This is a genomic window from Vibrio sp. ZF57, from assembly GCF_001691235.1.
GTDB lineage: Bacteria > Pseudomonadota > Gammaproteobacteria > Enterobacterales > Vibrionaceae > Vibrio > Vibrio crassostreae_C.
Genome location: NZ_MAKD01000057.1, coordinates 1 through 19909 on the forward strand (window position 1 = coordinate 1; position 19909 = coordinate 19909).

Genomic DNA, 19909 nt, shown 5'->3' on the forward strand with positions numbered 1-19909 from the left:
GATTTTTGTTTGGCGACTAAACCATATCACTTACTACCGTTTTTGTTTTTAGTTTCCGCTAATCCGCGATGAACCTTTTTATTTAGGTGCTATTTGACTGGAGCTGTTGTTATCACGTGCCTGGAGAGAGTTACTACCGACTTAAGCCATTCATTTTTAAGTCACTTAATCCATTTAATTATGGTTGAGCCTCTTTGGATGCGAGTAAGTCGATAGCAGACTGGCATGATAGGGTGATATGAGAGGTTAATACCTCAACCGCTTTTTCTATATTTCTTTCTAGGGCAAGTTGGAGCAACTCACTATGTTGCGCGTCTAATGTTTTACGGATCTTTTGATTCGGTTCAGCGATACGTCGATATTTATCCAAAGCAAGGTGTAGGCGAGCTGAAAAATCGAGTAAATACTTCGAGCCACTCCCTGACAATAGAATAGAATGAAACTCTTCGTGTGCCGCACTCCACGCTTCAAGATCTTTCAAAGATAAGCTTAATCGGTCCAACTTATGGTGAGTTGCAACTAGACTCGCTTCCCAGTCCATATCCCCATTTCTGATCGATAAGCGAAGTGCTTCCGTTTCTACCAATATGCGAGTTTGCTTGATATCAAGAATATCTAAATAACTTAAATTAGGAATGGAAAATCCTTTGTTATTCTCCTGGTCAATCATTCCTTGTGCGGCAAGCTGGCTCAGTGCCTCTCTTAGTGGTGTTAAGCTAATATTATAATTCTCTTTTAAACGAGATATTTTTAGCTTTTCCCCAGCAGGGTACAGCCCATCAGTAAGATCTTGTTTTATTTTTTCGTAGATTATAGAACTTTTAGTCTGACTCACTGTTTCATCCTCTTAATATTCCCTATTGACTACTTTAACACCATGTGATTAATTTGTTGCACAGTTTTAAAATAATCGATTATTTTAAAAAAAAGTACATAATAACAAGGATGAGATTATATGAATATGAAAAAATCTTTACCGCTTGCAATCCTACTAGGTTCTTTTTCTGTTGCTACCTTCGCTCAAAGTGACCTTGACCTGCCATGTAGTACTGCAAAGCTGATTGTGCCGTGGGGCGCCGGTGGTGGTACTGATATTATCTTCAGAACAATTGTCGAAGAGGCAAATGCACAAGGAGCGGATCCTAAGCTGCAAGTTGTTAATATGCCGGGCCGTAGTGGTAATAAAGGGGCTAAAAAGTTTTTGAAATCTCGCAAAAACGGTTGTGAACTGCTTGCGATTCATCAGTCGGTTATGACGAGTTACCTTGGTGGCCAAGCAAAAGTGAACTGGGATGGCTACCAACCTGTAGTGCAGTTAACAGAAACTGCAGAATATATAGGCGCGAATGGTCAGCAACCATTCTCGACGCTCGCTGAACTTCAAAGTTACGCTAAAGAACACCCAAATACAGTTGTGGCTGCCGGCTCGCTAGGCTCAACCTCTCACTACACCATGCTTATGTTAGAAGAAGCACTTGATGTTAAATTCCGTCATGTTTCTTATGATGGCACGCGTGAACGTACAACCGCTTTACTATCAGGCAATGCTCATATTGGTTTATCAAACTTAACGTCTTCTCGCAAAAATGTTGAAACCGGTGCAATTACCTTATTAGCAACAACATCCAAAGAGCGCCAAAACCAGCTTCCAGACGTTCCATCAGCGCAAGAACAAGGCTTTGATGTTGAATTTGGTGTGCGTCGCGGGATTGCTCTACCAAAAGGAACATCTCCAGAAATCATTGCTTATTACGAAGCGCTCTTCCAGAAAGCGGTATCAAGTCCAGAAATTCAAGAAACGCTAAGAGTAAAAGGCACAGAAGTTAAATACTTAGCATCTAATGATTATGCCGCAGCACTTGGTGATGAATTTGGTTCATGGGAAGCGCTTGCCAAGCAAGTTGGTATCTACAACGTGAAATAGCCTTAATTGAGGAGGCGGTTGTTTACGACTGCCTTTTTTATAAGACTTCGCGTGTTACGGAGAACAGTAAATATGAACTTCATTAATAAGGACAGTGTTGTCGGACTCATCTTATTGCTTGGGTGTGGTGCTTTTATCGACGCACTTGATGATATTGAGCGTACAAACTACGGCACCATGACATCAAATGTGTGGCCAACCATAGTCCTTTCGGTCTTGACTACATTGTGTGTGATTTATTTTTTAACGTCCCTCAAACCAGTACAAAGTGAATCTTTTAACTGGAAGACTTTCTTTCCTCGTAACGTCGCCATTGTGTTTACGTTATTTGCCGGGTTTGTCTATTCGTTACCGTACCTTGGTATGTTAATTGGTGGCAGCACTTTTGTGTTCTTAGTCCTAACAATGATTGGCCATAAGACATTGAAATACATGTTGATTCATATGTGTATTGCGATAGGTAGTGTCGCCGTAATGTATGTGGTGTTTACTTTCGGGCTCAGTGTGATGTTGCCTGAAGGTGAATTACTGTACTCACTCATGTATTAAGGGATGAATTCATGTTTGTAGATGTATTAGAGGCTGCAAGTCAGCTGTTTACTTTTGATACCATGATGCTGATGGCAGCGGGTACGTTTGGCGGTCTATTAGCAGGCTCTGTTCCTGGTTTTACGATAACAATGGCGATTGTTCTGACCTTGCCATTTACCTTTGGTATGAGCCCAATCCAAGGTCTGGCTACCATGATTTCTGTGATGGTCGGAGGACTCTCTGGTGGCCTAATGTCGGGGATGCTAACAGGTATTCCTGGTACTCCATCTTCTATTGCCACGACATTTGATGGTTTTCCGCTGGTTCGTAAAGGGAAACCTGGTTTAGCGTTAGGTTTGGGGGTTTGGGCTTCGTTTTTTGGTGGTATTTTCTCGGCAGTTGTTTTGGTGTTACTCGCGCCTCAACTCGCTAATATCGGATTAGAGTTTGGGCCTTGGGACTATTTCTCTCTTGTTCTTTTTGCCCTCACTATTACGGCCAGTTTATCGAATGAAAGCCTAGTCAAAGGCTTAATTGCAGGTGCTCTTGGGCTGTTAGTTGCTTGTGTTGGTACTGATGATTTGAATGGTGTCGAACGCTTTACGTTTGGTACCGAGTTCCTAGTTGATGGTTTTGCTTTCTTACCTGTTCTAATTGGTCTATTTGCATTCTCACAGTTACTTGGTGATATCTCAGATAAGAACAAGGCTAAAGAGCCATTAATGAGAGAAACTGGTAAGGCAACGAAAATCAACCATATCGCAGCGATCAAGCAGGTGCTATCTAGCTGGGTAAACCTAGTCCGCTCTAGTGTAATTGGGGTGTTCACAGGTATTCTTCCTGCTGCTGGTAGTTCTATCTCCAATGTACTTGCATATGATCAAGCAAAGAAAGCGTCTAAAGATAAAGAACAATTTGGTAAAGGTCATCCAGACGGCATTATTGCCCCTGAGGCTTCCAATAACGCCACAGCCGGCGGTTCTCTTATTTCTATGATGGCGCTGGGTATCCCTGGAGACGTCGTGACTGCCGTTATGTTGGGAGCATTGATGGTACATAATATTGTGCCAAGCCCTGGCTTTATTAGTGAACAACCTGTCCTTGCAAACGGAATTTTCATTGCTTTCTTTATTGCTCACTTCTTCATGGTTGCGTTGCAATCGTTATGTTTGAAAGCCTTTGTTCAAGTCACGCGAGTACCTATGTATACGCTTGCCTCGGTGATTCTTCTATATTGCTCAGTTGGAGTGTTTTCATTGAACAACCTTGAGGCTGATATTTGGACATTGTTTATTTTTGGAGTGGTTGGTTTTGTACTGAAAGGGCTTGGTTTTCCACTTGCTCCAATGATTTTGGGTGTGGTGTTAGGTCATATCGCAGAGGTTAACTTTTCCCGAGCTCTGTCTACTGATTCCGATTTAATGGTGTTCTTAAGCCGCCCTTGGTCTTTGTTTTTCTTAGTATTAGCTGTGTTCTCGTCATGTTTTCCTGCATACCAAAAAGGCAAGCGTAATCACGTAATGTGGGCAACCTACTTTATACCTCTGATGATGGTTTCACTCTCAGTCCCTTTATTTATGATGGGCGGTACTGTACGTACTATCATCGCAGTTGTAGTGGTTATAGCAGGTATCTATAACCTTTATAAAAATCTTAATAGTTTTAAAGTTGTTAAAAAGGAAGTTAGCAATGCTTAGTAATGATGGACTCTCTTACCCTTACTCATCTCAGCGTATGGCAACTTACGCAAAGAATGGCATGGTCGCAACGTCTCAACCTCTCGCTGCTCAAATTGGTTCTGATATCTTGAAGCAAGGTGGTAACGCAATTGACGCGGCCATCGCAACGGCCGCGGCACTCACGGTTGTGGAGCCAACGGGTTGTGGGATTGGTGGTGATGCATTCGCCATCGTTTGGGTTAAAGACAAACTCTATGGCTTAAATGGTTCAAGCTTTGCTCCTGAGGCATTGACCCCAGAGTTAATGGAGCAACAGGGCAATGAAAAAATGCCTTTATATGGTTGGACTCCTGTCACTGTTCCCGGTATTCCAGCCTCATGGGCAGCTCTTAGTGAGCGATTTGGCAAGCTTCCATTTTCAGATTTAATGGAACCTGCTGCCAAGTTAGCTGAAGAAGGTTTTCCTGTGTCCCCAACAATTAGCTTTCTGTGGGACAAAGCTGCTCAAACTTTTAGTACTGAATTAGATGGTGAGTTAAAACAAGCTTGGTTTGATTTGTTTACCAAAAATGGAAGTACGCCCGTACCCGGCGAACTGTTTACTAGTCCGGGGCATGCTAAGACTCTGCGTGATATTGGTGCGACTAAAGCTGCAACTTTCTATCGAGGAGAGGTTGCCGATAAAATTGATGCCTTTTCTCAAAAGACTGGAGGGCTGATTCGAAAGTCTGATCTTGAGCGTTATGAGGTTGAGTGGGTTAACCCTATTAGTGTTAATTATAAGGGCTATGATGTGTGGGAGATCCCACCCAATGGACAAGGCATGGTAGCGTTGATGGCCCTGAACATGTTGAAAAAGGATGAGTTCAAGAGTCGAGATGATTTAGAGACAATCCATAAGCAGTGCGAAGCGATGAAACTTGCTTATGTGGATGGCCAAGCTTATATCACTCAACGCGATAAGATGTCAGTGTCAGTTGAAGGTCTTCTTTCTGACGAATATGCTCAGGCGCGCCGTGATTTAATTGGTGATAAAGCGATCAAACCTTCCATAGGTAAGCCTCCTGCTGGTGGTACAGTTTACCTAGCTGTAGCAGATAATGAAGGCAATATGGTGTCGTTCATTCAAAGTAATTATCATGGATTTGGTTCAGGGGTTGTTGTACCCGGTACCGGCGTCGCTCTTCAAAATCGAGGTGAGAATTTCTCTCTTGAACCGACTCATGATAATTATCTACAACCTAACAAAAAGACATATCATACGATTATTCCTGGTTTCATAACCAAGGGTGATCAACCTGTTGGTCCATTCGGTGTGATGGGGGGTTTTATGCAGCCTCAAGGTCATATGCAAGTTGTGATGAATATGATTGATTTTAAATTGAACCCGCAAGCTGCATTAGATGCACCTCGCTGGCAGTGGATGGGGGATATGAATATTGGCCTTGAACAGGCAATGCCTAGCCACATTGTGACCGGGATGCTTCGTAAGGGACACAAAGTACAAGTAGCTTCAGATTATACAACCTATGGCCGTGGCCAAATTATTGTGAAAGACCCAGACTCAGGTGTGTTATGTGGTGGTACAGAAGCCCGTACCGATGGCTCTATTGCGGCATATTAGGAGTTGGAATGAAAAAACAGATAGATTTATTTAACGCTTTTTTTCGTATTGGTGTTTTTGGATTTGGTGGCGGGCCAACGATGATCCCATTAGTCCATAAAGAGGTCGTAGATAATTATAAGTGGATGGACGATGACGAATTCTCCAATGTACTAGCTATTGGTAATACTTTACCGGGGCCAATCGCGACTAAAATGGCCGGATATATTGGTTATAAAGTCGGGGGGGTAGGGGGCTGTACCAATGCCGTGCTTGCGACAATCGTCCCTTTAATTATCGTCATGATTGCAGGTTTAGGTCTGCTGAACGAATATCGAGATACTCCTTGGGTAGCTGGTATGGCTATGGGGGTTGTTCCTATTGTGACGTGGATGATGGCGAAGCTGTGCTACGACTTTTTTATTAAAGGGCATAAAGCAGTAGGGGCTTTAGCTACTGGGGTGTTATCGGTAGCTTCTTTAGTGCTGATCCTTGTCTTTAATGTTCATCCCGGATTGATTGTTGCTGCGGTTCTGGTTGGTGTATTGGCTAAACCCGAAAAAAATATTGAACTTAAGACTAGCAAGAAGGAGGGGTAATCATGCAGATCTATATTGATATTTTTCTAGCTTTCTTTATTCCTAATATTGTTGGGTATGGTGGTGGGCCGGCAATTATCCCTCTGATTGAAGCGCAGGTTGTTGGACAGTATCAATGGATGGATGCGACGCGATTCGCTGAGATTTTAGCATTAGGGAATGCACTACCCAGTCCGATTGCAACAAAAATGGCAGGTTATATTGGTTATGAAGTCGGCGGTGTATTTGGTGCATTTTTAGCTGTATTTGCGACGGCTGCACCAACGATTTTGATTATGATTATTGCGATGAGCATCCTATATAAATACCGCAATGCGCCGAAAGTGAAGGCTCTCAGTGCTTGGGTTTTGCCTGTCATTGCAGCTCTTATGGCCATCCTAACTTATAAGTTGGTGATATCAGGAGTTGAAGCAGGCGTGATTCATTTCGTGCTGCTATTTGCTTTCGCCGCTATTACATTGGAAAAGTTCAAAGTTCACCCGACATGGGTTATCTCAAGCGGCTTGATTTACGGGGCGGTATTTTTAGGGGCTTAACGAGAGCTTCCCTTTATTGAGGTTAGAGTAACAAAGCCAGCTGGTTTATCTTTGCTGGCTTTATTTTTTATCACTATAAAGTTAGATGCATCTAGAGCTTTCTAAAGATGATGGAAGTGTTGATTCCGCCAAAGGCAAAGTTGTTGCTCATCAGATATTCAACATCCAATTCGCGACCTGAGCCAGTGATGTAATCGAGCTTGCCGCACTGTTCGTCGATATTCTCAAGATTCAATGTTGGGCTGAACCAACCTGAATGCATCATCTCTAGGCTTAACCAAGCTTCAATCGCACCACACGCGCCAAGCGTATGACCAAAGTAGCTTTTCAATGAACTGATTGGCACTTCGCCAAAGATATTCGCGGTCGCGTTACTTTCCGCAATATCGCCTTTTTCAGTCGCGGTACCGTGCGCAGAAACATAGCCAATCTTTTCTGCCGGAAGTTGAGCATCCTTTAGAGCTTTTTCCATACAAATTTGCATGGTTTCCATCTGAGGTTGGGTCACATGGGCTGCATCGCAGTTGCTGGCAAAACCAATGATCTCAGCGTAGATCTTTGCACCACGAGCAACAGCATGTTCATACTCTTCAAGAACAAGTGTACCGGCGCCTTCACCGATAACGAGGCCATCGCGCTCGCTGTCGTAAGGGCTAGGGGACTTTTCTGGCGTGTCGTTTTTTAAACTGGTAGCAAAAAGGGTATCGAAAACGGCAGACTCAGTTGGGCATAGCTCTTCACCGCCACCGGCAACCATCACGGTTTGGTAGCCGTGTTTGATTGCTTCATAGGCGTAACCAATGGCTTGGCTTCCTGAAGTACAGGCGCTGCTGGTGGGAATCACGCGGCCACGCAGACCAAAGAACAGACCTACGTTTACCGCGGCTGTGTGTGGCATCATTTGAACGTAAGTGGTTGCTGTGATTGCTCGTGTCGACTTCTCGTTCAGCATTACTCCGAAAGCACCAACCGCATCGGTACTGCCAGTTGAAGAGCCGTAAGCGATACCAGTTTCGCCATTGGTCAATACATCGTGACCAATTAAGCCGGCTTGCTCCAATGCATTCTCAGTCGCAACGGTAGCTAGGCGTGATACACGTCCCATGCCACGCACTTGCTTACGCTTGTAGTGTTTAGGCAGTTGGAAGTCATCAATAGGCGCGGCAAGTTTTGTGTTGAGACCATCATATTGCTCGAAGCTTGGCATATATTGAGTCGCATTTTCACAGGCCTTTAGCTTAGGCTCTATCTGTTGCCAGTCGTTACCAAAAGCAGTAACACCAGACATTCCAGTTACAACAACGCGGCGGGTCATACTAAGCCTCCATTTACTGAAATCACTTGGCGAGTTACGTAGCCTGCAATATCAGACATTAGGTAGCTGACTAGGCCGGCTACTTCTTCCGGCTCACCCATACGGCGCAGTGGTACTTGAGGAAGTGCATGATCTTTCACGTGCTCGTCAACCATACCTGTGTCAATTAAGCCAGGAGCGACACAGTTTACCGTGATCTTGCGTTTTGCGAGTTCTAGAGCAAGAGACTTAGTTGCGCCAATCACCCCCGCTTTTGCTGCAGCATAGTTAGTTTGACCACGGTTACCCATAATGCCGGATACCGACGCTAGAGTGACGATACGGCCACCTTTACGCTTTTGAACCATAGGCATTACACAAGGGTGAAGTACGTTGTAGAAGCTATCTAGGTTGGTATGGATCACACCATCCCACTCTTCTTCCGTCATCGCGGGGAATGCAGTGTCACGAGTAATGCCCGCGTTGTTCACTACACCATAGTAAGCACCATGTTCAGCGATATCAGACTCAAGCTTTTCGCGACACTCGCTTCGTTTGCTGATATCAAATTGAATAAGACGTCCAGCGCCACCCAGTTCGGTGATCGACTTTAGCGTCTCTTCAGCACCTTGCTTGTCACCCATGTAATGAACGGCGATTTCAAACCCGTCTTTCGCGAGTTGAATAGCGATCGCTTTACCAATACCTTTACTGGCACCAGTGACTAAAACCTGACGGCTCATGATGGGCTCCTAGTTTTCATTTCTTGTAATTTTTGTTCGGTCGGCACGTAGACGTTGAGTTGGCATTGAGCCACTAACTCACCTCGGTCTTCGACTCTTGCGGTAAACACAGCCATACCGCTGTCTTCCATCATCTGTTCGGCGTAGATATCAAGGGTCTGACCTTGAGTAAACTCATCACACAGTGATTTATAGCGACGAGAGCCGAGTAAGAATCCGATTGGGGGCGTGGTGCCGTTTTTAAGTGCGTGATATCCAGACCATGCCGCTACAGACTGCGCCATAAACTCGATTCCAACATATGCTGGTACCGTTTGAGATTCGGCGTCAAAGAACAGATTATGGTCACCAATATCGACCTGACAGTGGATCGACAACGCCTCTACGCTGATAGCACGATCGATTAATATCATCGGATCATCGTGAGGGAGAAGTTGGTCTACAGAAGGGATATCAGTCATTTACTACACCAAAAATCAGGCTAATGTTGTTGCCACCAAAAGCAAACGAGTTGCTTAAGATGTTCTTTGCTTTAAGTTTCTGTGAACAGTTTACCAAATCAATCTCAATATCTTCAGCTTTATCCTGACATTTTTGTAAGGGAAGCGGTAAGTCATATTTCAAAATATGCCACGCAATTGCAGCCTCAATCGCACTTGCTGCGCCTAGAGTATGCCCGGTCAGCGGTTTGGTAGAACTGACGGGAACCTTGTTTGCAAAAATACGATGAATGGCTTTACTTTCCATCGAGTCATTGAGTGGCGTTGCTGTACCATGTGCATTGATATAACCAATGTCATCTGCGTTTAACTGTGCAGAATGTAACGCTTTTTTCATTGCTTGTTCAGCACCATTGCCTTCAGGGTGAGGCGCTGAAATGTGGTGTGCATCAGAGCTGTCCCCACAGCCCAATAAGGCAATGTTTGACGTGTCTTGTGCTGCATTAACACCGGCTAACTTTGTTTTGCTGAGCAACATAAATGCCGCTGCTTCTCCTATGTTGATACCTTCTCGGGTTGCACTAAATGGCTTACAATGTGTGGTTGAAAGTGCTTCAAGACCATGAAAACCATTGAGCGTCAACTTACATAAGGTGTCGACACCTCCAACCAACACAGCATCAACCATTCCAGAATCCAACAATCGCTGCGCGGTCAAAAATACACGGCCACTGGACGAGCAAGCGGTCGATATCGCATAGCTTGGCCCTGTTAATGCACAATGTTGGCTAACAAATTCAGAGGTATTTCCTAGTTCTTGTTTTGAATAATGGTAATGCTCAGGAAACTCACCATGTGCCAGTTTATGTTTGAATGCCGCTTCGCCGTCTGAGATACCTGAGGTACTGGTGCCAATAACTACGGCAATTCTATCTGCGCCAAATTGTAATTTTGCTTGCTCAATAGAGTCTTTGATTTGATTAAGAGCGGATAACGCCAGCTGATTGTTGCGAGTGGCGTATTGCGTTAGATCTGATGGGATCTCCGGCAGTTTGCCAGCGACCTTACCGACGATAGTCTGCTTACCATCATTCAGCATATCGCTTACTTCAACCATGTTTGATTCATGCTCGCCTTTGAGGCAGCCATGAATGTCAGCAAGGCTTGAGCCTAATGCGGAGTGGAAACCACAGTCTTGGATATAAACAGGCATAATGTTCAGCTCTTACTTGGGTTGTCGACAATCGTTGAGTTCAACGTTTGTATGGTGATGGTATAGCCTTGGATCAGATGCTTGAAAACAATTTCTCCAGATGTCTTTGGTTCGCCGACTTTTGCTTGGTATTCAATACGAATGATGGCTTGTTGGTTATCGTCAAAAACGGTTCTTGTTTTGTCGGTATCGACTAGGTGCCCGCCTATGCTTTGTAAAGGCTGAGCCCATGCTTCAATTGGCCATAGAGTCAGCATTAAATTAAATAACACCTGCTCAGGTTGCGGCAGGGTTGCGCCAAGACCGGACAGGACTTGAGTCTCAATGGCTTGGTTTTGGTATTGCAGCGATAAGATGCGTGTTCCCCAAGAGGAAAAACCCGCTAACACGACTTTATCTGGTGTGACTTCGACTTGAACAGGCAGTTGCTGCGTATCGTCTTGCCATGTTGCGCTGATCAGCTGGCTCGCCGTAAATGAGTACCCCAGCTCAGCAGGCAGCGGCAAGGCTAGCTCGGTGTCTTTGTCGATTGTGACACTTGCGCCTGTAGGCAGTTGAGACACCATCGAACAAGCGCTGAGTAATAAGCTCAATCCAACGGCGAGCGCTACCTTGATTGTTTTGTTCATCTAAAAGCCTCTCGAGAGTTTGATTTTTCCGCTGCTTGTTCGTTGCTGATTGCAAGTGGCGAAAGCAACCACGCGACGAAAATACCAGTTAGGACGGTAACACCGAAGCTATGAATGGCATGAGTCTGGCTCAGCGACAGTAAGCCGAATGAAAGTAGTGTTGTGAGACCTGACAAGGTGATCGCTAATAAGGTGCTCAGCGATTTCTTTTGCTCAGCAAAGAACAGGGTGTAGTCTATGCCAATCCCTAAAATCAGAATCAAACCAAGCAGGTTAAATAGGTTCAGTGTCGAGCCTAAAATGCCCGTGACCGCCAAACCTGCTACGCCTGCAATCAATGAAGGCAACAGCATTAACAGGCTTTGCTTCACACCATAGCGCCAGCCTAACAGCATGCCAATAGCTGCCAATGCTATCAATAACAGCTCGGTAATCTTGACGCGGTACTCAGCAAAAAGAGAGGAGATTTCATCCGCTTTATTGAGGTGTTTCACACCTTGCTTCTGAGCAAAATCTGACTCCAACCACTGTGAGAACAGCTCAGCATCAGTGACGTCTTTTATCAAAATGACCGACGCTGCTTGCCCGTCGATAGGTTTTAACCAAAGTGGTCGAACAGGCTCTGAGACTGGAGACTCCAAAAATCCAGATACCGTGATTGGTTCGAATTTTGGTAGTTCTGGAAACGTAGACCAACCGAGAGAGCTTTGTAATATATGGCTTTGTTGACTATAGAGTTGTTCAACCAACTGATAGTTATCATGCTGTTCTTGTTTACTTAACAAGTGTTGATTGATGCTGCGATACCCGGAGATACCTTGGCTATTGACCAGCGAATCTAAGCTTGTGGTGATTTCTGTCAATTTTTTGAGTAGCTTTTGGTCGCTCTGAGCTGTGACCAAAAGCATATTTTGACCACTGCCTAACCCTGATATCTCAGTAATGGCTTGCTCTTGTTGTTTGAGTTGTTCGGGCATAGCCTGAAGCTGGCGAATATCGTCGTCGTAACGAATTTGACTGAGTGACATCAAGCTAACGACAGTCACTGTTAACGGTAAGCCAATTCTAAATTTTTGGTTGCTCCAAAGGCTTAACCAAGTATGCCAAAGTTTCGACAGGGGAAGAGGGCGCTCTTGGCCTGGTTTTACCGCTAAAACGGGGTACCAGCACACCACACTGGCGTAAGCTGCGATCAGTCCAATCGACGAAAACAGAGCCAGTTGCTGCAAGCCTGGGAATGGCGCAACCAGTAGCCCTAAGTATCCGATTAAGCTGGTGATTAAACCTAGAGTGATGGCAATGAAAATATGCTTTAGGCCTTTATCGCTCTGCCAGTGGCTTCCTGCGGCCAAACGGTCAGTGAGATAGTGAAAAGAGTAATCGATGGATACGCCAATCAAGCTAGCGCCAAACACCAAGCTGAATAGATGCACCTTACCAAAGATAGCGACAGTGCTTGCCAGTGCAACCAATAATCCTGTACTGATTGAGAGTAAAGATAAGGCAAGTGGTAGCGCACTACGAAATGTCAGCCACACCAATAAAATAACGCCTGCCAATGAGCCCAAACCAATGGTACTGATTTCTGATTTCGCGCTTTCGGTACCGTAATTGGCGTAGAACACCACACCAGTATGCTGCACCTTGACGCCAAATTGTTTTTCGACCTCGCGCTCAATTGAATCAAGATCTGGAAGTTGTTCTTGAATCGCCAAGCTATAAGGTGAGTCCGCCAGAGTAGCCGTGACTAAAATATGAGTTTGCTCATTCGACTGGGCCGTGAGATAGCCCTCTTTCAGAACAAAGTTACTTGATTGGACGCCAATAGCACTGATGTAGTCGCGAAATAACAAGAATGGGTCGAGAGATAACTCTGCTGCAGTGACGCCTGAGAATGGATTGTACAGAGACTGAATGACATATTGAGCTCGCGAATCAGGCGAGTGTGTCAGCGTCTCTTTTTGTTGTTGGGTCAGCAGTTGAGATCGGTGACGAAAATAGAAATCGCTCCACTGGCTTTGAGTGCTGGCGTTGATTTTACCTTGAACTTGCTTAAACAGAGTTGGCTGACTTGAAAAAGTTCTTTGGTTGAGAGCTTTTTCAAAAGCGTCGGTCGCAACCATGGTTTGTTCGATATCGGGAGCGCTTATGATAAATACCACTTGCTCGCTCATCGAGCTGGATATCTGCTGAAAGGCTTGCTCTACCATTGGGTCTTGCTGGTTTTCGGGCAGTAACTTTAGAATGTTGCTTTCAATCGGTACCGACGAAGAAAAAGCGAATTGTTTGGTCAACAACCCGCTAAACAGCATTACAACAACAAGCCAAACAAGGGCAAGACTAGAGTTGGAATTGTTTCGCTTCAGCATCTGATAATACTTCCGGTAGATGGCTTAACTGACTGAATTCGATCACTGTGCTATCTCCACGAATCTCTTTCAACTCAATACGTTCAATATCGCTGTTGCCTTGCAGCGTGATAGCCTCAAACACCGCATTCATCGGTGCATTTTTGGGCTTTAGAGTCAGTGTCCATGCTTGTACATTTTCATCAGAGCTGGTGTTAGTTGCGGGCTCAAAATTGAGTGCGAACTGTTCCTGAAGTTTTTGCGTGTCCCCATGAAACACTGACAAGAAGATATGGCTGAAATAAAACGCCATTGGATTTTCTTTGTCGGTGATGATTTTTGCGGGTTGATCGGCAAACCTTTGGCTCAGTTTGTTATCGGTGAGCACTAAGTTCACGGGAAACGGAGTGGTTTGTGTCCAGAGTAAGCCACTTGATTTGTCTAACAGAAATGTACCTTGTGACGTTAAAGGCTGGGCGAACATCTCCATATTGCGTGTTTGAGTGAACTCACCACGCACAATACTATTTTCGCTGAGCACCGTCTGCAGCTCTGAAATAGAATTGACAGCAGCAGAGTTTTCTTTGGCGCTTACAAGGCCGCTTGCCATCATCGCAGTAAGTCCAATTAGCGCGATATTGATGTATTTGCGACTGCGTTTAAACAGATTCATGGTTCACCTGCTGTGGGTTAGAGGTTTGTGTTTGATGTTCAGTTGCTAGAGGTAAGCAACCAAATTGGTGCCAGTGTTCGACTTTGTCAGTAAACACTTTGGGTGAGGCAAAGCACATCTCTTGTTCTTCGATGGTGACGGCAACCTGCATGGTGTGAGCACGTGTCATTCGAGCACCGGTTAGAGCATCATGAATTTCATAATCGACGCGCAGGCGATTTTCCCACTCGGTGAGTTTCGCCGTTACCTTAATCTTGTGATTAAACGGTATCGCCTTAATGTATTTCACGCGGGTATCGATGATAGGCCACATGTAGCCAGAATCCTTCATCTCATGGTAGTTGTACTCAATCTTATCCATCATGATGCGCCTAACTTCTTCAAAGAATCGGAAGTAGTTGCCGTGATAGATCACGCCCATTGGGTCGGCATCTTGGAATGAGGTGATAAGCGTCACCTCAGATTGTAATGGGTGAAGGATTTCAGACATAAATCGCTCTCAACAATATTGCGTAAAGGGTTGGCTACTTTATGAGTAAAGTGACCAGTGCTGACTTTGAATACGAGCAATGAAGTGGCGTAGATCGCCTTCAAGTGGTCGATCTTCTACGATAAATTCAAACTCCTTAAGCACTTCGTCGCGAATGTGCTTGAGGTTCTCACTCATGTGGTGCTCATCAAGCTCATTGTGGCGCTTACGAAGTTCGAGTGCTTGTGTCCCCGCCAGTAGTGACGCTGCTGCCACTTGTTCGGTTAGCTCTAGAACGCGTAAACAGTCACGAGCTGCGATGGTGCCCATACTCACTTTATCTTGGTTGTGACACTCAGTTGAGCGAGAGAATACGCTTGCTGGCATGGTGTGTTTCAATGCTTCTGCTGTCCAAGCTGAAACGCCAATCTGTACTGCTTTAAAGCCGTGGTTGATTGGCTTACGTTCGCCTTCAGCACCCGTTAGGTTGAATGGCAAACCGTTGTTGAACTTGTAGTCCATCAGCTGAGCCATTTGACGGTCAAGCAGATCAGCAAGGTTCGCAACTGCAGTTTTTAACGTATCCATCGCCATTGCAATGTGTCCACCGTAGAAGTGTCCACCGTGCAGTACGCGCTCATTATCACCATCGATAATTGGGTTGTCGTTGGCACTGTTTAGCTCGTTCTCGATCATTTGGCGTAGCCAAGGCAGAGAGTCTTGAACCACGCCGATAACATGTGGAGCACAGCGCAGAGAGTAACGATCTTGGAGGCGATCACTGTTACGTGGCGGGCGATCCGCTTGCAGATCATCACGCAGCCATGCAGCAACTTGTTGTTGACCAGGATGAGGTTTGACTGCAAACAGCGCTTCATCGAAATGGAAGTCATTGCCGTGCATACCGACTGATACCATAGCGGTGATCTTAGTTGATAGCTGAGCTAGATATTCCGCACGCTTGTAAGCGATACAAGCTAATGCCGTCATTACAGACGTACCATTCATCAACGCCAAGCCTTCTTTTGGCTTAAGTTTGATAGGGCTAATTCCTAACTCTTTGTAGACGTCACTGGTTGGGCGCACTTCACCTTTGTAGATAACATCGCGCTCGCCGATTAGGGCTGCAGCCAAATAAGATAGCGGCGTTAAGTCGCCACTGGCACCCACCGATCCTTCTTGCGGAATGCGCGGTGAGATGTCTTGGTTGATCAGGGTAACGATTTGGTTGAGTAGGTCGTGAGTCACACCAGATACGCCTTGTGACAGCGAACACAGACGTGTTGCTAATACTGCACGGGATTGCTCGTGAGACAGTATTTCACCTAAACCACAGCCGTGAAAGCGTGTTAGGTGTAGTGGTAATTCATCAACAAGGTTTGGTGGAATCGCAACGGTACATGAATCACCGTAGCCCGTTGTTACACCATAAATTACGCCTTCCTCTTTCAGTAGGCGCTCTAAGAATGCGACACCACGGTCGATCTTAGATGTGAATGCTTCACTTGAGTTCATCGAGGCTTTTGCGCCTTGTGAGATAGCGACAACATCCTCAATCGTGAGGCGTTCGGCACCAAAGGTGATGCTATTTGGATTCTTTTTCGTCATGGTGCTTGCTCAATGTCCAAAAATTAAAAAAGTTGTACCACTGAAGCGGTGCTTTCAGTGTGTAGTGCTGAAGTCGATCTGCGTATTTCTGCACGACTTGCTGTAAAGATTGCTCGCGAGTCTTTCTTGGTAGTTCTATCTTGTCGCTAAAATGCTCAAAATAGACATTGAAATGCGGCTTGGATTGTGAGTCGTCACGTAGTCCAAATAATAGAAATACTGGCGCTTTGAGAACCGAGGCTAACATAAATGGTCCTTGAGGGAAGGGCGCTTCCTTACCCAAGAACTCAGCCCATACAGAGCGACTCTCTTTGCTGGTGGAGGTTCTATCGCCAACAATCACAATCCACTCGCCTTGCTCTAGTTTCTGTTGCAACAAGATAGCGGTATCCGGTCCCATTGAAGTTACCTGAATCAGGTTTAAATCTGACTGCGGGTTAACCGCTTTCATTACGGAATTAAAACGTTCGGCGTGTTCTGTAAAAACCAGCGCGTTGATTTTGATGTTCGAGTGTCTGCGACCCAAAGCGCGGCACAGTTCGATATTGCCAAGGTGAGATCCAAGGATTAGCACACCTTGATTATTTGCAACCATGCTCTCGAATTGGTCTTGGCCATGAATAGTCAGGTTATCTGCCGAGAAATCCCCTTTCCATGCCGCCAGTTTGTCTAACATCGTATGGCCAAACGAAAGCAGATGGTTATAGCTGGTTAGCTCCACAGGTAACTCAATGTTTTGTTGCTCTGCGTAAACCTTTAGTTGAAACAGGTACTGTTCTGAGGCGTTTCGTGCGCGTTTGCCCGTTAGGTGGTAGTAACGCATCACACCACGCAAAATCAGATTAAAGACACCTCGGCCTAATAGGGTATAAACGGCCAACAACAGTTTGATGCCAAGTACGGTGCCGCGTTCTTGAGTGCGAGACCAATGAGGCTGTTCTAGCTCGTTGTTGTTTGGTCCGGTCGATGAATCTTGATTTTGACCACTTTTAGCTGAATCGGATTTGAAATGGCGAGCAATCAGTTTTGGTGCTCTTGGCAGCATGCTGAAGAATAGACGTGTATGCATCCAACTGATTTTGACGTTATCCCACAACGCATCGAAATGAGAGATGCCGTTCTCAGGATAGATAACGCGCGTTTCAACGAAGTCTATGTCGCAACCTTCCCAATACAGGCGAACCAAAATCTCGATATCGAAGTCCATTCTCGAACCAACATCGTACTTATTCAACACAGTTTGAGTTTGGTTGATAGGATACGCTCTAAAGCCACACATGCTGTCTTTAATTGATAAAGAAAGGGTTTCTATCCATACCCAGATATGTGTCGCGTAGCGCCCATAGAGCCTTGCTTTTGGTACGCTGTCGTCGTAGATAGGCTGGCCTGATATCAGACGTTGTGGCTTAGCTTGTGAGGCCTCAATCAATGTTGGCAAGGCTTCCAGGTCGTGTTGCCCATCAGCATCTATCTGAATAGCGTGGCTAAAGCCTAGTTGCTGCGCTTTTTTGATTCCGGCTTTTACTGCGCCGCCTTTACCTTGGTTCTGTTCAAGCGTCACCAAGGTTACGTTTGAATTCTCTGCTAGGGGAGACAGAAACTGTTTTGTTGTGAGTTCACTGCCATCGTCAACGATGATGATCGGTAACTCAAAATGATGAAGTGACGACACCACAGCCGGCATGGTTGCGCCATGGTTAAAGCACGGGATAAGGAAGCAAGCCTTGTAGCTGCTTTCTTTTGTGTGGTGTTGAGAAGTAGCCTCAACGGGAGCGCTATTCACTTTTTTCTCCCAGCTTCATTTTGCCTGAAGAGTGGGTCTGTTCACCGTTGTTTGATGTGTAACTAAAGCTCAGCTTGTCTTTGTCAGCATCCCATTTGAGTGATAGCTGGATTGTAGCGTCAGGCAGGATAGGCTCTTGGAACTTAATGACTTCCATTCCTTTAAAGAAACCAGGAACGCCTAACTCTTGGACTGCGTAGTGAAGTGCCCAATCAATTTGCGTGACGCCAGGTAGAATAGGGAAGCTCTTGAAGTGCCCATTAAAGTCGGTGATATCTCCGCTAACATGAAGTGTCAGGGTCGATTCATTTTCTACCGTGTCTACAGCAATGATGTTTGGTTTTCTTTTATCCATAGGGCGTGCTTAGAATCCTTGGGCAAATATTGGTTCTTTGACAAAAATATAAAAAGATAATCTCAGTGTAAAATACGATCAGCGGTTTCTATGATTTTATTAGCTGTTCTATGTGAGATGTTAATCGCTTACCTTGGCTGTTGAGGGGGATCTCATCGACAACACGGTATTTTCTCGGGATTGCGATTGGCTCTAACCACTTTCTGAGTTCTGTACGCAGCATCAACCAGAATTTACCTTTGCTCATGGTCGATAGAGCGGCTTGGCCTTCATCTGATAATACCAAAACAGAGGCTAATATTAATCGCTCAGGCTCCTCAAATGGAATAACCACGCACTCACTTATCCAAGGCAGTTGCTCCAGTCGCTTTTCCACTTCAACCAGTGATACTCGCTTTTCTTCTATCTTGATCACTCGGTCCGTTCGGCCCTTCAATATGAATTGATTCTCCGAGACCATCTCGCACTCATCAGAGGTTTGATACCAGTTATTCTTATCGATGTACGGCGACAATAACTTAATGCAATTCTCACTGTTGAGACTAGCCTCAATACAGGCAAAAAGCTGCCAAGGCGTTTGAGCGCTCTCTTGCTGACGAAATGCGATGCCACCGGTTTCTGTGCTACCAAAGACTTCAATCGGTAAATGACCAAGCAGATCTCGTGACTGGTGAGCCGACTCGGTAGGCAATGGACCACCCGAAGAGAAGATTCCTGCAAGTTGTACCTTGTTGGTCTCATGCTTTAATCGTTTAAGTAGCGCTGGGCTGCTGATCAGTACACAGTTTTTATTGGCATGAGACAGAATTTGTTCTGGGTACTCAAGGTTGTTTCGAGCAAATGGCACACCAGAACAGAGCGGCCATAAGATTCTAAACAGCAGGCCATAGATGTGTTGGTGGGAAACGGTGCTTTGGATTCGGTTTCCCTTGAGTAAAGCATCCCAGTTCTTGTGTAACTGAGCCGTTTCAATATCTAGGTGTTCTAACGTTTTATCTATCGCTTTTGGCGTGCCACTTGAACCTGAAGTGAACAGAGTTAATGGGACTGTTGCCAAATCAATGGTCGTAAGATTCTCGGTTAGAGGTTTTTGTGCTTCAGTGTTTGAATCCAATAAGGTTTGGATATTACGAACGTCACTCACCTCAACTTCGCCAATCGAGTTATCAACTAGCAGGCAATCAAACTGCTTACTTAACTCAGCAAGCGCACATGGCTGGTAGTTGCCCGGTAAGATGATGTGTTTGTTGGCTGCTGCACATGCCAAAAAGGCCACCGTAAATAGGTAGCTGTCTTGGGTACAAATCGCGATTCGTTGAAAAGGGGATAAAGACAAAAATTGTACGAGTTGAGATAAGTCGTCGTTAAATGTTTGCCACGTAATCTCGCTATTGTTGTCAAAGCAGACAATAGATTCAGGGGTTCTGTCCTGGCTGAGAAGCTCAGACAATGAGGTGTAAGATACGGTTTGGGTCATAACAA

General features: G+C 45.2%; 19 protein-coding genes. 6 read left to right on the plus strand and 13 right to left on the minus strand.

The window, feature by feature from the left end:
• Positions 1–178: 178 nt before the first annotated feature.
• Positions 179–835: an FCD domain-containing protein gene (locus tag A6D97_RS06640; RefSeq protein WP_065584054.1), complete on the minus strand. Its 657-nt coding sequence runs from the start codon at positions 833–835 to the stop codon at positions 179–181.
• A 120-nt stretch (positions 836–955) separates the two neighbouring features.
• Between A6D97_RS06640 and A6D97_RS06645 the strand changes: the two genes are divergently transcribed.
• The 6 genes from A6D97_RS06645 to A6D97_RS06670 all read left to right on the plus strand — a co-directional run bounded on the left by A6D97_RS06645 (position 956) and on the right by A6D97_RS06670 (position 6872).
• Positions 956–1924: a tripartite tricarboxylate transporter substrate binding protein gene (locus A6D97_RS06645; RefSeq protein WP_065584055.1), complete on the plus strand. Its 969-nt coding sequence runs from the start codon at positions 956–958 to the stop codon at positions 1922–1924.
• A 72-nt stretch (positions 1925–1996) separates the two neighbouring features.
• Positions 1997–2473, plus strand: a complete 477-nt coding sequence (locus A6D97_RS06650) for a tripartite tricarboxylate transporter TctB family protein (RefSeq protein WP_065584056.1) — start codon at positions 1997–1999, stop codon at positions 2471–2473.
• An 11-nt stretch (positions 2474–2484) separates the two neighbouring features.
• A complete protein-coding gene (locus tag A6D97_RS06655) occupies positions 2485–4152 on the plus strand; it encodes a tripartite tricarboxylate transporter permease (RefSeq protein WP_065584057.1) in 1668 nt (555 codons plus the stop codon).
• Entirely contained in the window at positions 4145–5758 is a 1614-nt protein-coding gene (ggt, locus tag A6D97_RS06660) for a gamma-glutamyltransferase (protein ID WP_065584058.1), read from the plus strand. Before A6D97_RS06655 ends, ggt begins: the two co-directional genes overlap by 8 nt.
• Positions 5759–5766: 8 nt before the next feature.
• Complete coding sequence (locus tag A6D97_RS06665) at positions 5767–6336, plus strand: chromate transporter (protein ID WP_065584059.1); 570 nt, start codon at positions 5767–5769, stop codon at positions 6334–6336.
• Positions 6337–6338: 2 nt separating this feature from the next.
• Positions 6339–6872, plus strand: coding sequence for a chromate transporter (locus tag A6D97_RS06670; RefSeq protein ID WP_065584060.1), 534 nt, complete (start codon positions 6339–6341; stop codon positions 6870–6872).
• Positions 6873–6963: 91 nt separating this feature from the next.
• Here A6D97_RS06670 and A6D97_RS06675 read toward each other — a convergent pair whose 3' ends face one another.
• The 12 genes from A6D97_RS06675 to A6D97_RS06730 all read right to left on the minus strand — a co-directional run bounded on the left by A6D97_RS06675 (position 6964) and on the right by A6D97_RS06730 (position 19904).
• Positions 6964–8187: a beta-ketoacyl-ACP synthase gene (locus A6D97_RS06675; RefSeq protein ID WP_065584061.1), complete on the minus strand. Its 1224-nt coding sequence runs from the start codon at positions 8185–8187 to the stop codon at positions 6964–6966.
• Positions 8184–8909: a 3-ketoacyl-ACP reductase FabG2 gene (locus tag A6D97_RS06680; RefSeq protein ID WP_017062285.1), complete on the minus strand. Its 726-nt coding sequence runs from the start codon at positions 8907–8909 to the stop codon at positions 8184–8186. The genes A6D97_RS06675 and A6D97_RS06680 overlap by 4 nt, the downstream gene beginning before the upstream one ends.
• Positions 8906–9370, minus strand: a complete 465-nt coding sequence (locus A6D97_RS06685; protein WP_017062284.1) for a hotdog family protein — start codon at positions 9368–9370, stop codon at positions 8906–8908. Before A6D97_RS06685 ends, A6D97_RS06680 begins: the two co-directional genes overlap by 4 nt.
• Complete coding sequence (locus A6D97_RS06690) at positions 9363–10562, minus strand: beta-ketoacyl-[acyl-carrier-protein] synthase family protein (RefSeq protein ID WP_065584062.1); 1200 nt, start codon at positions 10560–10562, stop codon at positions 9363–9365. The genes A6D97_RS06685 and A6D97_RS06690 overlap by 8 nt, the downstream gene beginning before the upstream one ends.
• Positions 10563–10567: 5 nt before the next feature.
• On the minus strand, positions 10568–11191 hold the full coding sequence (locus A6D97_RS06695; protein WP_065584063.1) for a DUF3261 domain-containing protein: 624 nt from the start codon (positions 11189–11191) through the stop codon (positions 10568–10570).
• Positions 11188–13560 (minus strand): MMPL family transporter, encoded by a 2373-nt coding sequence (locus A6D97_RS06700; protein WP_065584064.1) that lies wholly within the window; start codon positions 13558–13560, stop codon positions 11188–11190. Before A6D97_RS06700 ends, A6D97_RS06695 begins: the two co-directional genes overlap by 4 nt.
• A complete protein-coding gene (locus A6D97_RS06705) occupies positions 13532–14212 on the minus strand; it encodes an outer membrane lipoprotein carrier protein LolA (protein WP_017064143.1) in 681 nt (226 codons plus the stop codon). Before A6D97_RS06705 ends, A6D97_RS06700 begins: the two co-directional genes overlap by 29 nt.
• Positions 14199–14702 (minus strand): acyl-CoA thioesterase, encoded by a 504-nt coding sequence (locus A6D97_RS06710; RefSeq protein ID WP_017062279.1) that lies wholly within the window; start codon positions 14700–14702, stop codon positions 14199–14201. The genes A6D97_RS06705 and A6D97_RS06710 overlap by 14 nt, the downstream gene beginning before the upstream one ends.
• A 39-nt stretch (positions 14703–14741) precedes the next feature.
• Complete coding sequence (locus tag A6D97_RS06715; protein ID WP_065584065.1) at positions 14742–16289, minus strand: aromatic amino acid ammonia-lyase; 1548 nt, start codon at positions 16287–16289, stop codon at positions 14742–14744.
• A complete protein-coding gene (locus A6D97_RS06720; protein ID WP_065584066.1) occupies positions 16267–18072 on the minus strand; it encodes a glycosyltransferase family 2 protein in 1806 nt (601 codons plus the stop codon). The genes A6D97_RS06715 and A6D97_RS06720 overlap by 23 nt, the downstream gene beginning before the upstream one ends.
• Positions 18065–18427, minus strand: coding sequence for a 3-hydroxyacyl-ACP dehydratase (locus A6D97_RS06725; RefSeq protein WP_017062276.1), 363 nt, complete (start codon positions 18425–18427; stop codon positions 18065–18067). The genes A6D97_RS06720 and A6D97_RS06725 overlap by 8 nt, the downstream gene beginning before the upstream one ends.
• A gap of 88 nt (positions 18428–18515) precedes the next feature.
• A complete protein-coding gene (locus A6D97_RS06730) occupies positions 18516–19904 on the minus strand; it encodes an AMP-binding protein (RefSeq protein WP_065584067.1) in 1389 nt (462 codons plus the stop codon).
• Positions 19905–19909: the final 5 nt, after the last annotated feature.

Bases quoted from the DNA above. Each gene is read 5' to 3' on its own strand.
- A6D97_RS06645 (WP_065584055.1), top strand. From the start codon at position 956: ATGAATATGAAAAAATCTTTACCGCTTGCAATCCTACTAGGTTCTTTT.
- A6D97_RS06650 (WP_065584056.1), top strand. From the start codon at position 1,997: ATGAACTTCATTAATAAGGACAGTGTTGTCGGACTCATCTTATTGCTT.
- A6D97_RS06655 (WP_065584057.1), top strand. From the start codon at position 2,485: ATGTTTGTAGATGTATTAGAGGCTGCAAGTCAGCTGTTTACTTTTGAT.
- ggt (WP_065584058.1), top strand. From the start codon at position 4,145: ATGCTTAGTAATGATGGACTCTCTTACCCTTACTCATCTCAGCGTATG.
- A6D97_RS06665 (WP_065584059.1), top strand. From the start codon at position 5,767: ATGAAAAAACAGATAGATTTATTTAACGCTTTTTTTCGTATTGGTGTT.
- A6D97_RS06670 (WP_065584060.1), top strand. From the start codon at position 6,339: ATGCAGATCTATATTGATATTTTTCTAGCTTTCTTTATTCCTAATATT.
- A6D97_RS06675 (WP_065584061.1), bottom strand. From the start codon at position 8,187: ATGACCCGCCGCGTTGTTGTAACTGGAATGTCTGGTGTTACTGCTTTT.
- A6D97_RS06680 (WP_017062285.1), bottom strand. From the start codon at position 8,909: ATGAGCCGTCAGGTTTTAGTCACTGGTGCCAGTAAAGGTATTGGTAAA.
- A6D97_RS06685 (WP_017062284.1), bottom strand. From the start codon at position 9,370: ATGACTGATATCCCTTCTGTAGACCAACTTCTCCCTCACGATGATCCG.
- A6D97_RS06690 (WP_065584062.1), bottom strand. From the start codon at position 10,562: ATGCCTGTTTATATCCAAGACTGTGGTTTCCACTCCGCATTAGGCTCA.
- A6D97_RS06695 (WP_065584063.1), bottom strand. From the start codon at position 11,191: ATGAACAAAACAATCAAGGTAGCGCTCGCCGTTGGATTGAGCTTATTA.
- A6D97_RS06700 (WP_065584064.1), bottom strand. From the start codon at position 13,560: ATGCTGAAGCGAAACAATTCCAACTCTAGTCTTGCCCTTGTTTGGCTT.
- A6D97_RS06705 (WP_017064143.1), bottom strand. From the start codon at position 14,212: ATGAATCTGTTTAAACGCAGTCGCAAATACATCAATATCGCGCTAATT.
- A6D97_RS06710 (WP_017062279.1), bottom strand. From the start codon at position 14,702: ATGTCTGAAATCCTTCACCCATTACAATCTGAGGTGACGCTTATCACC.
- A6D97_RS06715 (WP_065584065.1), bottom strand. From the start codon at position 16,289: ATGACGAAAAAGAATCCAAATAGCATCACCTTTGGTGCCGAACGCCTC.
- A6D97_RS06725 (WP_017062276.1), bottom strand. From the start codon at position 18,427: ATGGATAAAAGAAAACCAAACATCATTGCTGTAGACACGGTAGAAAAT.
- A6D97_RS06730 (WP_065584067.1), bottom strand. From the start codon at position 19,904: ATGACCCAAACCGTATCTTACACCTCATTGTCTGAGCTTCTCAGCCAG.